General features: G+C 75.3%; 10 protein-coding genes. 7 read left to right on the top strand and 3 right to left on the bottom strand.

Annotated features, from left to right (window positions below; genetic code table 11):
• Positions 1 to 52 precede the first annotated feature (52 nt).
• Genes AC4BG9_RS02395 through AC4BG9_RS02385 form a run of 3 tightly spaced genes read left to right on the top strand, consistent with a single transcriptional unit; the run spans position 53 to position 4,178 of the window.
• Positions 53 to 841, top strand: a complete 789-nt coding sequence (locus AC4BG9_RS02395) for an ABC transporter ATP-binding protein (protein ID WP_490569476.1) — start codon at positions 53 to 55, stop codon at positions 839 to 841.
• 18 nt (positions 842 to 859) lie between these two features.
• Positions 860 to 3,397, top strand: coding sequence for an ABC transporter permease (locus AC4BG9_RS02390; protein ID WP_490569475.1), 2,538 nt, complete (start codon positions 860 to 862; stop codon positions 3,395 to 3,397).
• 58 nt (positions 3,398 to 3,455) lie between these two features.
• The gene (locus AC4BG9_RS02385) at positions 3,456 to 4,178 is read left to right on the top strand and encodes a GntR family transcriptional regulator (RefSeq protein WP_490569474.1); all 723 of its coding nucleotides are present in this window, start codon (positions 3,456 to 3,458) and stop codon (positions 4,176 to 4,178) included.
• 18 nt (positions 4,179 to 4,196) lie between these two features.
• On the opposite strand, the gene AC4BG9_RS02380 is transcribed toward AC4BG9_RS02385, so the two are convergent.
• The 3 genes from AC4BG9_RS02380 to AC4BG9_RS02370 are packed head-to-tail and all read right to left on the bottom strand — an operon-like array spanning position 4,197 to position 8,695.
• Entirely contained in the window at positions 4,197 to 5,846 is a 1,650-nt protein-coding gene (locus tag AC4BG9_RS02380) for a DNA repair helicase XPB (protein WP_490569473.1), read from the bottom strand.
• Positions 5,843 to 6,376 carry a CGNR zinc finger domain-containing protein gene (locus tag AC4BG9_RS02375; RefSeq protein WP_490569472.1) on the bottom strand — a complete coding sequence of 178 codons (534 nt, stop codon included), beginning with the start codon at positions 6,374 to 6,376 and terminating at the stop codon, positions 5,843 to 5,845. Before AC4BG9_RS02375 ends, AC4BG9_RS02380 begins: the two co-directional genes overlap by 4 nt.
• 9 nt (positions 6,377 to 6,385) lie before the next feature.
• Positions 6,386 to 8,695, bottom strand: a complete 2,310-nt coding sequence (locus AC4BG9_RS02370; protein ID WP_490569471.1) for a helicase-associated domain-containing protein — start codon at positions 8,693 to 8,695, stop codon at positions 6,386 to 6,388.
• Between the two features lie 83 nt (positions 8,696 to 8,778).
• Here AC4BG9_RS02370 and AC4BG9_RS02365 point away from each other — a divergent pair, with 83 nt between their 5' ends.
• The 4 genes from AC4BG9_RS02365 to larE are packed head-to-tail and all read left to right on the top strand — an operon-like array spanning position 8,779 to position 13,617.
• The gene (locus tag AC4BG9_RS02365; protein WP_490569470.1) at positions 8,779 to 9,597 is read left to right on the top strand and encodes a PP2C family protein-serine/threonine phosphatase; all 819 of its coding nucleotides are present in this window, start codon (positions 8,779 to 8,781) and stop codon (positions 9,595 to 9,597) included.
• Complete coding sequence (locus tag AC4BG9_RS02360) at positions 9,594 to 10,889, top strand: FHA domain-containing protein (RefSeq protein WP_490569469.1); 1,296 nt, start codon at positions 9,594 to 9,596, stop codon at positions 10,887 to 10,889. The genes AC4BG9_RS02365 and AC4BG9_RS02360 overlap by 4 nt, the downstream gene beginning before the upstream one ends.
• A complete protein-coding gene (locus AC4BG9_RS02355; protein ID WP_490569468.1) occupies positions 10,886 to 12,034 on the top strand; it encodes an RDD family protein in 1,149 nt (382 codons plus the stop codon). The genes AC4BG9_RS02360 and AC4BG9_RS02355 overlap by 4 nt, the downstream gene beginning before the upstream one ends.
• Before the next feature lie 44 nt (positions 12,035 to 12,078).
• Positions 12,079 to 13,617: an ATP-dependent sacrificial sulfur transferase LarE gene (larE, locus tag AC4BG9_RS02350; RefSeq protein WP_490569467.1), complete on the top strand. Its 1,539-nt coding sequence runs from the start codon at positions 12,079 to 12,081 to the stop codon at positions 13,615 to 13,617.
• Positions 13,618 to 13,619 lie beyond the last annotated feature (2 nt).

Genomic DNA, 13,619 nt, shown 5'->3' with positions numbered 1-13,619 from the left:
AATAACCCGATATCGGTGGCGTGCGACTTGACCGGCACGGGAGGCTAGGGGCATGACCGCACTGGCCGAGGGCTCCGTCACCCGTCTGTACGACGGTGCCGTCCCCGCCGCGCGGGTGCGCGACCTGACCAAGTCCTACGGCTCCGGGCAGGCCGAGGTGCGCGCCCTCGACAGGGTCTCCCTGGACCTGCATGCCGGTCAGTTCACCGCCGTGATGGGTCCCAGCGGCTCGGGCAAGTCGACGCTGATGCACTGCTGCGCGGCCCTGGACACCGGGACGTCGGGGGAGGTGTGGATCGGCGAGCGCGAGCTCAGCAAGCTCGGCGACGCCGCGCTGACCGCGCTGCGGCGCGACGAGATCGGCTTCGTCTTCCAGTCCTTCAACCTGGTGCCGACCCTGACCGCGGAGGAGAACATCCTCCTGCCGCTGTCCATCGCGGGCCGCAAGCCCGACCGTCGCTGGTACGACGTGGTGATCGACACCGTCGGCCTGCGCAAGCGCCTCGGCCACAAGCCCAACGAGCTCTCCGGCGGCCAGCAGCAGCGGGTCGCCGTGGCCCGGGCGCTGGTCAGCCGCCCCCGGATCGTCTTCGCCGACGAGCCCACCGGCAACCTCGACTCCCACTCCGGCGCCGAGGTGCTCGAGCTGCTGCGGCGCAGCGTCGACGACTACGGCCAGACCATCGTGATGGTGACCCACGACGCCGTCGCCGCGGCCTACACCGACCGCGTGCTCTTCCTCGCCGACGGCCGGCTGGTCAGCGAGCTGCACGAGCCCGACCGCGAGCAGGTGCTCACGGTGATGACCCGGATGACGGCGCCCGGCGCCGGTCCGCTCTGACCCGGCCGGACGACTCACGTGTTCCGCGCGGCGATCAAGAGCCTGCTGGGGCGCAAGGTGCGCCTCCTGATGAGCACCTTCGCGATCGTGCTCGGCGTGGCCTTCGTGGCCGGCACCCTGATCTTCACCGACACCCTCAACCGCAGCTTCACCGCCCTCTTCGCCTCCACCGTGGGCGACGTGGTGGTCAGCCCGGCCGGCGAGCAGTCCGGCAGCGGCTCCACCCGCACCATCCCCGCCAGCCTGGTGCGCAAGCTGGAGAAGGTCGAGGGGGTCGCCCGGGTCGACGGCAACGTCACCGACGCCTCGGTGATGATCATCGGCAAGGACGGCAAGGCCCTGGGCGGCATGGGGGCGCCGGGGCTGGCGGGGAACTGGACGGGCGCCCCGGCCGGCCACGGCCTGACCGGCCTCCAGGTGGTGCGCGGGCGCGCTCCGGAGCGGCCCGGCGAGATCGTGATGGACGCCGGCTCGGCCAAGCGGGCCGGCTACTACGTGGCCGACCAGGTGCAGCTGATCACCACCCTGGACCGTCCCGTGCTCACCCCGCAGCTGGTCGGCATCGTCGACTTCGTCGACGGGGGATCCCTCAACGGCGCCTCCTGGGTGGGCTTCGACACCAAGGTGGCCCAACGGCTCTTCCTGGACGGTCGGCGCAAGTTCCACGACGTGTGGGTGACCGCGGCGCCGGGGGTCTCCCAGGCGGCGCTGGCCGAGCGCGTCGCGGAGGTGCTGCCCGACCGGCTCGAGGCACAGACCGGTGACGACGCCGCCGAGGCGAGCGCCACCCAGCTGCTCAAGGCGGTCAGCTTCCTGACCACCTTCCTGCTGATCTTCGCCGGCATCTCGCTGGTGGTCGGCGCCTTCCTCATCGTCAACACCTTCTCCATCCTGGTCGCCCAGCGCAGCCGCGAGCTCGCCCTCTTCCGCGCCCTCGGCGCCTCCAAGAGACAGGTCACCGGCTCGGTGCTCGCCGAGGCGGCCGTGCTCGGCGCCCTCGGCGCCACCGTCGGGATCGGCCTGGGGGTGCTGATGGCCCTGGCGATCCGGAGCCTGTTCTCGACCGTCGGGCTCGACCTCTCCGGGCAGGCCCTCGTCTTCCGGCCGCGCACCTTCGTGGCCGCCTACCTGGTCGGCGTCGCGGTCACCATGGCCGCCGCCTGGCTGCCGGCCCGGCGTACCGGGCGGATCGCTCCGGTCCAGGCGCTGCGCGACGACGTGGCGATGCCCGAGGGGTCGCTGCGCAAGCGGTTCGGCGCCGGCATGGCGATGATCGTCCTCGGGGGCACCTCGCTGGCCATCGGGCTCTTCGCGGTCGACGTCGAGCACGACGGCTGGTGGGTGGGTGCCGGGGTCCTCGGCATCCTCTTCGGGGTCGTCGCCGCCAGCCCGGTGATCAGCTACCCGTTCCTGGTGGCCGCCCGCTCGGTGCTGGCCTCCCTCTTCGGCACCGTGGGCAACCTGGCCGGCCAGAACTCGCTGCGCAACCCGCGCCGCACCACGGCCACCGCGTCGGCGCTGATGATCGGCCTGGCCCTGGCCGGGACGATGGCGATCCTGGGCGACTCGGCCAAGGCCAGCGTCGACCGGAGCATCGAGCAGAACTTCCGCGGCGACCTCCTGGTCAGCAACAGCTTCGGCCAGCCCTTCTCCCCGTCCATCGCGCGCAGCATGAAACGCGTCGACGGGGTGAAGCGGGTGGTGGCCCAGCGGTTCGTCTGGGCCGAGGTGGAGGGCGAGCAGCAGGGCCTGGCGGCGGCCAGCGCCGAGGCGCTGCGCGGTCCCCTCGGGATGGAGGTGGAGGACGGATCGGTCGACGACCTGGGCCGCGCCAAGGTGATGGTCGACCGCAGCTTCGCCGACGACTCGGGCATCGCGGTGGGCGACGAGGTCCGGGTCACCTTCAACGGCTCCCGTCAGGCGCTCGAGGTGGTGGGGATCTTCACCGACAACCCGGTCCTCGGCGCCTCGCTGGTCACCAGCAAGCAGACGCTGGTCCGGGCCGGCTACCCCGACCAGGACAACTTCCTGGTCCTCGAGGTCCGCGACGGCGACCTGACGGTCCAGTCCAGGGTCGAGGACGTGGTCGCCGACCTGGTCACCGTCACCGTCAAGGACCAGGACGCGTTCGCGCAGGAGCAGCGCGCGCCGATCGACCAGCTGGTGCTGATGATCTTCGCCCTCCTCGGCCTGGCGCTGCTGATCGCGGTGCTCGGCATCGTCAACACCCTGGCGCTCTCGGTGATCGAGCGGACCCGTGAGGTGGGGCTGCTGCGCGCCATCGGCCTGGGGCGCCCCCAGCTGCGCCGGATGATCACCCTGGAGTCGGTGGTCATCGCCGGCCTGGGCGCCCTGCTGGGGTTGGCGCTCGGGGTGGGGTTCGGCACCGCCCTGATGCGCTCCCTGCGCGACCAGGGCCTGGAGGTGCTCTCCATCCCGTGGGACCAGATGGTCGCCTTCCTGGTGGTCGCCGTCGTCGTCGGCGTGCTGGCCGCGGTCCTCCCCGCCCGGCGGGCCGCCGGTCTGGACGTGCTCAGGGCGATCGCCACCGACTGAGCGACGCCTTCGTGCATTCGCCGGACGCGGCGGGTTGCGTCCACCTATCGTTCCGCTCGTGGAACAGGCGGTCGAGATGGTGCAGCGCGAGCTCAAGCACGTGGTCGTGCGCGAGCACGTCCGCGGCCTTCTCGACGGCGCCGAGCCCGGCAGCCCGGCCCCCTCCGAGCGCGAGCTGGTCTCGCAGTTCAAGGTGGCCCGGATGACGGTGCGCCAGGCCCTGGACGCGCTGGTCGCGGAGGGCCTGCTGGAGCGGATGCCCGGGCGCGGCACCTTCGTGGCCCGTCCGCGGCGACGAGCCGCCCAGCTCACCAGCTTCACCGAGGACATGCGCCGCCGCGGCCTCAGCGCGGAGTCGCGGACCCTGCTGGCCCGGATCGAGAAGGCGGGGCCCGGGGTGGCCCGCGCCCTCGAGATCGAGCCCAACTCCCCGGTGGTGCACTGGAAGCGCCTGCGCAAGGCCGGGGGCGCCACCATGTGCCTGGAGGACGCCTACCTCAACGAGGCGCTGATCCCCGGGTTCCTGACCGCCGGGCTGCCCTCCAGCCTCTACGACGCGCTCCAGGGCCGGCAGCTGCGCCCCACCTGGGCCGAGGACGCCGTGCAGGCGGACCGGGCCAGCGCCGAGGAGGCCGACCTGCTCGGCCTCGACGCCGGCCAGCCCGTGCTCCGGCTGGCCCGGCGCGCGCTCTGCCAGGAGCAGGTCGTCCAGGTCTCCCGGTCGACCTACCGCGCCGACCGGTTCACCCTGCACGTCCAGCTGGGCGAGTCCGCGGTCTGACCCGCAGCAGCCCGGGGCTCAGGTCCCGACGTCGTGCGAGTCGACGATCCGGTAGGCGTAGCCCTGCTCGGCCAGGAACCGCTGCCGGTTCTGGGCGAAGTCGGCGTCCACGGTGTCGCGCGAGACCAGGGTGTAGAAGTGCGCCGAGCGGCCCTCGTCCTTGGGACGCAGCAGGCGACCCAGCCGCTGTGCCTCCTCCTGCCGGGAGCCGAAGGAGCCCGACACCTGGATCGCCACCTCGGCCGAGGGCAGGTCGATGGAGAAGTTCGCCACCTTGCTGACCACCAGCAGCCCCAGCTCCCCGGAGCGGAAGGCCTCGAAGAGGCGCTGCCGCTCCTTGACCGGGGTCTCGCCCTTGATCACCGGGGCCCCCAAGGTCTCGGCGAGCTTGTCGAGCTGGTCGATGTACTGGCCGATCACCAGGGTGGGCTGGCCGGCGTGCTGCTCGACGAGCCGGCGTACGACGTCGGTCTTGCGCGGCGTGCAGGCCGCCAGCCGGTAGCGCTCCTCCGGCTCGGCGGTGGCGTAGGCGAGGCGCTCGGCGTCGGTCAGCGTCACCCTGACCTCGACGCAGTCGGCCGGCGCGATCCACCCCTGGGCCTCGATGTCCTTCCACGGGGCGTCGTAGCGCTTGGGCCCGATGAGGGAGAAGACGTCGCCCTCGCGACCGTCCTCGCGCACCAGGGTGGCGGTCAGCCCGATGCGGCGGCGTGCCTGGAGGTCGGCGGTCATCCGGAAGATGGGCGCGGGGAGCAGGTGGACCTCGTCGTAGACGATCAACCCCCAGTCGCGGGCGTCGAGCAGCTCCAGGTGGGAGTAGACGCCCTTCCGGCGCGTGGTCATCACCTGGTAGGTGGCGATCGTGACCGGGCGGACCTGCTTGACCGACCCGCTGTACTCGCCGATCTCGTCCTCGGTCAGGCTCGTGCGGCGCAGCAGCTCGTCCTTCCACTGGCGCGCCGAGACGGTGTTGGTGACCAGGATCAGGGTGGTCGCGCCGGCGTGCGCCATCGCGCTGGCCCCCACGATCGTCTTGCCCGCCCCGCACGGCAGGACCACCACCCCCGAGCCGCCGTGCCAGAAGGAGTCGGCCGCGTCGCGCTGGTAGTCGCGCAGCGCCCAGCCGTCCTCGACCAGCTCGATCGGGTGCGCCTCCCCGTCGACGTAGCCGGCGTGGTCCTCGGCCGGCCAGCCGAGCTTGAGCAGGGCCTGCTTGAGGTTGCCCCGCTCGCTGGGGTGCACGGCCACGGTGTCGCCCCCGGGGCCGCCGATGCGCTCGCCCAGCATCCCCTTGACCCGCTTGGCGCGCAGCACCTCCTCCAGCACCGGGCGGTCGGTGCTGACCAGGACCAGACCGTGGGTGGGGTGCTTCTCCAGCCGCAGCCGTCCGTAGCGGGCCATGGTCTCCGCGACGTCGACCAGCAGGGCGTGCGGGACGGCGTAGCGGCTGTAGCGCAGCAGCGTGTCGACGACCTGCTCGGCGTCGTGGCCGGCGGCGCGGGCGTTCCACAGGCCCAGGGGGGTCAGCCGGTAGGTGTGCACGTGCTCGGGGGAGCGCTCCAGCTCGGCGAAGGGCGCGATCTCGCGCCGGCACTCCTGGGCCCGCTCGTGGTCGATCTCGAGCAGCAGGGTCTTGTCGGACTGGACGATCAGCGGCCCGTCGTTCATGCCGGTCCCCCCACGGCCGCCCGCTGCCGGGCGCGGAAGGCGGCCACGTTGGCCCGCGAGGAGCACCGGTCCGAGCAGTAGCGCCGGGACCGGTTGGGCGAGGTGTCGACGTAGACCTGGCGGCAGGGGTAGGCGCTGCACACGCCCAGCCGGGTCGGGCCGAGGTCGCACACCAGGGTCGCCAGGCCCATCAGCACCTCGCCGACCAGCAGGTCGGAGACCGAGGCGGAGCGGTCGGCCACGTGCAGGTGCAGGTCGTCGGGGTCGTGGTCGCTGATCATCGGGATGACCGGGTGCTCGGCCAGCAGGGCGTTGATCTGGGCCACGACGTCGCGGACCCGCCCCTCCTCGGAGGCCTCGAAGACCGGGCGCAGCCGGGCGCAGAAGGCGCTCAGCGCCCGTACGTCGCGCTCGGTGACCTGGTCCTGCAGCCAGGCGCGGCCGGCCAGGTGGGCCACCAGCGCCGCCTCGTCGACCGGCTGGGCGTTGAGGAGCGCCGCACCGGACTCGGCATACCGGAGGAAGTCCACGGCGCGAGTCTACGGTCCGGGGGTTGCCGCCCCGACCGTCGTGATCCGGTGCACCGAGAAGGTGCGCACGTCGTCGCTGCGGTGGTCGTGCGCCGTCAGCTGGCCACCCTCCAGCCGCACCGGGTCGACGAGCCGCTCGGTGGTCGCGCCGTGGTTGTCCACGTAGCCGATCAGCACCGTGGTGGAGGACTCGATCGCCTCGCGGAGCGCGGCCAGCGCCGTGGTGGGCGAGGTCGCGACGCGCGGGCGGGCGGGGGCGGACGCCGCGGCCCGGTCGCCCGCGCGCACCGCGGTGACGGCCGCCTGCAGGCGCGCCGCCTCCCGGGCGGCGGCCACCGCCGCCACCGGGGCCGGGCGCGGCGAACGGGCCCGCAGCAGGTCGGGGCGGGCGACCCGCACGGTCCCGTCGGCCGCCTCCAGCACCGGAGCGGCCCCGAGCTCGCGCAGGCGGGGGAGGAGCAGGTCGACCGGCAGCGTGGAGACCAGCACCGTGGGTGCCAGCCGTCGCAGCTCGAGCGCGGCCGCCCGGGGGTCGGCGAGCAGCGCGCCCAGCGCCGCCTCGTCGTCGGAGCGCAGGAACGCCTCCACCGCGCCGACGCGCAGCGTGCCGAAGGTGCGCACCACGTCGTCGACCAGGTAGGTCAGCGGCTGCGGGACCGGCGTCCGGGAGGTGCGCGCCAGGAAGTCGTGCACCTCCGCCCCGGACCAGCCCGCGTCGAGGGCGCGGCGCAGCGAGCCGGGGGTGAACCGGTAGACGGTGGCGCCCCCGCGTGACTCCACGTCGGCCAGCAGGTGGAGGTCGCGGGCCAGGGCGGGCTCCAACGGGCCGGGGGCGACGGCGGTCAGGTCGGCCTGCACCAGCACGTGGTCGACCGGGGAGGGCAGCAGCGGCGCCAGCAGCGCCGCGGCCCGCTCCCCGGCCTCGGCGCCCCCGGCGAGCAGGGCCCGGCCGTGGCCGGCCAGGCCGCCGAGGCCGGTGACGCCCAGGACGGCGGCCTCGCTCACCGCCCAGGCGACCATCTCGGCGCGGGTGGGCGGTCGCCGCGGCCGCAGCCACTCCACCCGGGCGACCAGGGACGGCACCCCGGTCCCGGCGGCCAGCACCTCGCCGTCGGCCAGCTCGAGCAGCTGGGCCAGCGCCATCCGGCGGGCCTCGACGGCGAAGGCGCTGGAGAGGTCCGGGGCCAGGGCGTTGCGCGTCCGGCCACCGGGCTCGCGGCTGCCGACCAGGGCGCTGAGCCGGGGGGACTCGAGCCAGGCCCGGACCAGGGTCAGCCACCGGGCCGCCGGCGGCGAGGCCGCCCAGGCGTCGAAGGCGTGGGTGGGCAGCCAGGAGGCCACCGCGTCGGGCCCGGGCCCCTCCGCGAGCAGGCCGGCGGCCGCCGCCACCTCCACCAGCAGGGCGGCCACGTCCTCCTCGACGTGGAGCTCGGTGGCGGCCGCCTTCAGGTCCCGCACCGCCAGTCCGCCGCTGCGCAGCACCGCCGGGGGACGCACCCCCCAGTTGTCCAGCAGCAGCTCCACCCGGCGTACCGCCTCGAAGGCCGCGCCCGCGGCGGTGCGCTCCACCAGCTCCTGGTCGCGGGTGCTGGTGGCCAGCTCGGGCAGGTCGTCCGCGGCCTCCCGGGTGGTCTTCCCGCCCCGGACCGCGAGGCCCACCTGACCCGGGAGGTGGAGCACGCTCGTCCCGCGGCCCTCGGGGGTCTGCGGCACCAGCAGCCCGTGGGCCAGCGCCTCCTCGACGGGGGTGGTGGCCTCCTCGGGGGTGGCCGGCACGCGCACCCGCTCGCTGGTGCCCTCGCCGCCGTGGTCGGCGACGTGCTCGAGCAGGGCCCGGGCCGCGGGGGAGAGGCGGGCCACCCGCTCGGCGGCCTGCTCCGCGGAGATGCCGTGCGGGGTCACCGGGCGCAGGCCGCTCAGCCCGGAGACCACGTCGCCGCGCAGGGCGTCGGCCACCCCGGTGAGCGGGCGCAGCCCCTGCGGGGACTCCCAGACCAGGGCGAGGTCGGTCAGCACCTGCAGGGCGTCCGCGACGGCCCCGGGATCCGCGCGCACCAGCGCGGCGACCTGCTGGGGCGAGGCGTGGCCGGCCACCACCAGGGCGTCCAGGACGACCAGCTGCAACCGGGTGAGGCCGTCCAGCGCCCGGATCACCGACGAGCGGGTCGCCGCGCGCGAGGCGACCTGGGCCGAGTCGTGGGGCGCCGGGGACGCCAGGTCGGGCCGCCCCGCCAGCAGCCGGGCGAGCCGCTCGTCCGGCCAGCCGCGGAGCTGGTCGGCGAGCGTCCTGGGGGCCTCCCCCTGCGGCGGCAGCGACATCCCTCCTACGCTACTCGCCAACAGGGGACCTCCGGCGGCGGACCGGCCGCGGACCGACGGCCCCCACGACGGGGAGGACGCGCATGGCGGGGGTCGACCTGCACCACGGCACGGCCACGGACGTGGGCCACGTGCGCGAGGGCAACGAGGACGCGTTCTTCGTGGCCACCGACGTCTTCGTGGTGGCCGACGGGATGGGCGGTCATGCCGGGGGCGAGATCGCGAGCGCCTTCGCGGTCGAGGAGCTGGGCCGCCTGGCCGGGCAGCACCTGGACTCGCGCGGCGGGGTGGAGGCCGTCCTGGAGGCGCTCGTCCGCTGCCAGGCCCGGCTCCAGGAGTACGCCCGGGCCCAGGGCGGGGCGGACGGCGTCCGCCCGCACAGCGGCACCACCGCGGCGCTGGCGGTGCTGGTCCACGACGAGGGGCCGCGCTGGCTGCTGGCCAACCTGGGCGACTCGCGGATCTACCGCCTCACCGACGACGGGCTCGACCAGATCAGCGTCGACCACTCGGTGGTCCAGGAGCTGCTGGACGCGGGGAGCATCACGGCCGAGGAGGCCGCCGAGCACCCGGAGCGCCACGTGATCACCCGCGCGCTGAGCGCCGCGGACGCCCCGGAGCCCGACTTCTTCTCGCTCCCGCTCACCGCGGCCGGGCGGCTGCTGCTGTGCACCGACGGCATCAGCTCGATGATCGGCGACGAGGAGATCGAGGAGCTGCTCCTGCGCCACTCCGACCCCCGTGACGCCGCCGAGCGGCTCGTCGCGGCCGCCCTGGCTGCCGGGGGACGTGACAACGCCACCGCCGTGGTCGTGGATGTGGTGGGATTGGAGAAGGAGAACGCCTACGACGCCCAGCGACAGAAGCTGAGCCTCGAGACGAAACTGGGGGCCTTGCCGTGAACGACGTGAAGAACCGCTCAAGCTCGACCGGGACGTGGCTGGCCGTGCTGGGCCCCGAGGTCACCGTGCTGCTGCCGGGCCGGGAGAAGGCGCGGGTCGCGGCGCTGTGGGCCGCCGTCGACGACGGGGCCAGCTTCGAGGTGGTCCTCGACCACCTCCTCGCGGAGGGCCTCACCTCGCTGCCCGACTTCGTCCTGGTGGCGGCCACGGGCCGCTCCGCCCGGGTGCTGGTGCGCGGCGGGGCGTCTGTCTCGGTGCGCAGCGAGCAGGGCGACACCGAGGTGTCCGCCGCCGACCAGATCTGGGCCGAGCGGACCTTCGACGACGTGACCTCGATGGTCGCGACCCTGCCCGACTCCGACTCCGGCTCCGGCGACCGGGGCGGCCGGGCGGCACTGCCGCTGGGCCTGGCCCGGGTCGGCTCGCTGCGGTGGGGGCCGTCGGTCGACGAGGCCCACGCCGTCGACGCCGTCGCTCTCGACGAGGAGCCGCTGGCCCCGGGGGCGGACGTCGAGCCGGCGCCGGCGCCGGAGCCCGAGCCCCAGCCCGAGCCCCAGCCCGAGCCCCAGCCCGAGCCCCAGCCCCACCCCCAGGCGCACGTCGAGCTGGTGCCGGAGCTCGAGCCCGACGCCGAGCCGGCGCCCGAGGTCGAGGCGCACGTCGAGCTGGCGCCGGAGCCCGAGCCCGAGCCCGTGCCCCAGCCCGAGCCCGAGCGGGCGGCCGTGGCCGCGCCGGTGCCGGGGATGCCCACGGTGCCGCCGCTGCCGCCGGTGCCCGCCGTCTCGGTGCCCCGGGTGGGCGGCTCCCCGGCCTCCGCTCCGACCCAGGTCCCGGAGTCGAACGGGTCCGACCACGACGGGCTGACCGAGATCGGCGAGGCCGCCCCGACGCCCCCCTCGGGGATCCCCGGGCAGCCGCAGGCCCCCAAGGTGACCGCCCGCCCGGTGGCGCGCCTGGTCTTCTCCCACGGGACCACCGCCGACGTCGACCGTGCCGTGCTGGTCGGCCGCGCCCCCGAGGCCCGGCGCTTCGCCCCGGGCGACCAGCCCCAGCTGGTGAGCGTGCCGAGCCCCAACCAGGAGGTCTCCTCCACCCACCTGGAGATCCGCCCGGGCTCCGGGGTCGACCACGGCTCGGCGGTGGCCACCGACCTCGGCTCCACCAACGGCACCCTGCTGGTCCAGCCGGGCCTGCCGCCGGAGGACCTGCAGCCGGGCATCGCCGTCCAGCTGATCCCCGGCGCCATCATCGACCTCGGGGACGGTGTCACCATCCAGGTCACCCAGCCGTGACCCAGCCCGCCCGGCCGGCCACGTACGGCGCCGCCGCCCCGCCCACCTTCCCGGTGGCGGACCTCGAGCGACGCTTCATGGCCTTCGCGCTGGACCGGGCGATCAGCTGGAGCCTCTATGCCGCGACCGCGGTGGTGGGCTGGGTCGTCTGGGGCCGCGACGGCCTCTGGACGACGGTCGGGATCGTGGTGGGGCTCGCCGTCGTCGTGGTGCTGGTCGGTGGCGCGGTCACCGGGGCCACCGGGGCCACCCCCGGCAAGCGGGCGGCCGGTCTCCGGGTGGTGCACCACGGCTCCGGCCTGCCCGTCGGTGCGGGGGCCGGCATCCTGCGCTCGCTGGTGCTGGGCCTCTCGGCGCTGCCCACCTTCGGCTTCGGGCTCGCCGCCCTCGCGTGGACCGCGCTGGCCGATCCCCGCGGCCAGCGCCGCGGGTGGCACGAGCAGCTCACGAGCTCGGTGGTGGTCGACCTGCGTCCCGAGGGGCCCGTGGTGGAGGAGCAGGAGGAGGCGCCGCGGCACGTGGTCAACCTGACCGCGCTGCGGCTGGTGCCCGCCCCGGCCCAGCCGCCGGCCCCGGTCCAGCGACCCTCCCGTCCGCCCGTGGCGGCACCGGCAACGTATCCGTCTCCTGCTCCTGTTCCGGTTCCGTCCGCGGCGGCTCCGGTGCCTGCCCCCGTGCCCGCGGCCGCCGCTCCGGCTCCCGTGGCACCACAGTCCCGGCCGGCGCCGCCGCCGCACCTGCCCCCGGCCGACCCGGGGCGCACCGTGGCCAGGCGCGCGCCCGCGGCGGCCGGCCGGCCGCCCGTCGCCGGTCCGCGCTGGCGGGTCACCTTCGACACCGGGGACGGCTTCGTCGTCGAGGGGCTGGCCCTGGTCGGCCGGCGCCCCGAGCCGCGCACCGGCGAGCACGTCCGCCACGTCGTGCCGCTGCCGTCCTCGGACATGTCGCTGTCGAAGACGCACGCGCAGTTCGGCCCCGCTCCGGACGGCTCCCTGGTGGTGATGGACCGAGGCTCCACCAACGGCTCCCTGGTGCTGCGTCAGGGGGTGGCCCGCGAGCTGCACGCCGGCAAGCCCACCACCCTGCTGCCCGGCGACCGCGTGCGCTTCGGCGACCGCGAGATGATGGTCGAGCGCGAGGCGTGAGGGTGACCGGGCCCGTCCTGCCACGCAGCGCCTAGGCTGGCCGCATGCCGAGGACCCCGGTCGACCTCCTCGACCCCCTGGTGGTCGGCTTCGACCTGGACATGACCCTGATCGACACGGTGCCGGGGGTCACCGCCACCCTGCGCGTGCTGGGTGCCGAGCACGGCGTCGAGCTGGACGTCGAGGCGATCGGCTCGCGGCTCGGTCCGCCGTTGGCCCAGCTGCTCTCCGGGCACCTGGAGGCCGGCTCGATCGACGCGGCCGTCGACCGGTTCCGGCTGCTCTACCCGGACCTGGCCATCACGCCGGTGCCCACCCTGGCCGGCGCACCGGAGGCCCTGGCCGCCGTCCGCTCCCACGGGGGGCGGGTCGTGGTCGTCACCGGGAAGTTCACCCCCAACGCCCGCCTCCACCTCGATCACCTCGGGCTCGAGGTGGACCACCTCGCCGGGGACGTGTGGGGCGTCGGCAAGGGAGCGGTGCTGCGCGAGCAGGGCGTCGGGATCTACGTGGGCGACCACGTGCACGACGTGGAGGGGGCCCGCGCCGGGGGTGCCCTCAGCGTCTCGGTGCTGACCGGGGGGTGCACCCGCGAGGAGCTCCTCGGAGCCGGCACCGACGTGGTGCTCGAGAGCCTGGCCGACTTCCCGGCCTGGCTCGAGCAGCACCTGCTGCGCACCCGGCTGGCCGCGCTGGAGGCCGACCTCGCCGGGCGCGGGTCTGTCCTGGTGGCCTACAGCGGGGGAGTGGACAGCGCGATGCTGCTGGCCGCCGCCGTGCGGGCGCTGGGGCCCGACCGGGTGGTGGCGGCCACCGGCTACTCCGACGCGCTCCCGCAGGCCGAGCGGGACCCGGCCCGTGAGCACGCCGAGGCACTGGGGGTCAGGGTGCTCACCCCGGCCACCCACGAGCTGGAGCGGGAGGGCTACCGCGCCAACGGGCCGCAGCGGTGCTACTTCTGCAAGGCCGAGCTCATCGAGGTGCTCCAGGACCTGGCGGCCGAGCACGGGCTGGCGCACGTGGCCACCGGCACCAACGCCGACGACGCGGTCGCGGGACACCGTCCCGGCATCCGGGCCGCCGCCGAGCGGGGCGCCATCACCCCGCTCCGCGACGCCGGGCTCACCAAGGCCCAGGTCCGGGCCGCCGCCAGGCTCTGGGGGCTGCCCACCTGGGACAAGCCGGCCGCCGCGTGCCTGTCGAGCCGCGTGGCCTACGACATCGAGATCTCCCCGAGCCGCCTGGGCCGGGTCGAGCGGGCCGAGTCCGCGGTGCGCGAGGTGCTGGCGGGCGCCGGCGTGCCACTGCGCGACCTGCGCGTGCGCGACCTGGGGGAGCGGGCCCGGGTGGAGGTCGACGCCGCCCTGCTCGCCGGGCCCCTGGCCGAGGGGACGCCGCTCGCGGCCGCGCTCCTCGCTGCCGTGCGCGGCGCGGGGTTCGCCACCGCGGAGCTCGACCCGCGCGGCTTCCGCTCGGGTTCGATGAACGACGCGGTCGCCGACCGGGTGGCGGCGCCGGGCGCAAGCCGCCTATCCTTCGGATCGCCCGCGGCGAGCGCCGCGGCGCCTGCCGAGGAGACGTGAGA

Source organism: Nocardioides sp. Z40_12 (assembly GCF_058215795.1).
This window is presented reverse-complemented; position numbering and strand designations above follow the sequence as displayed.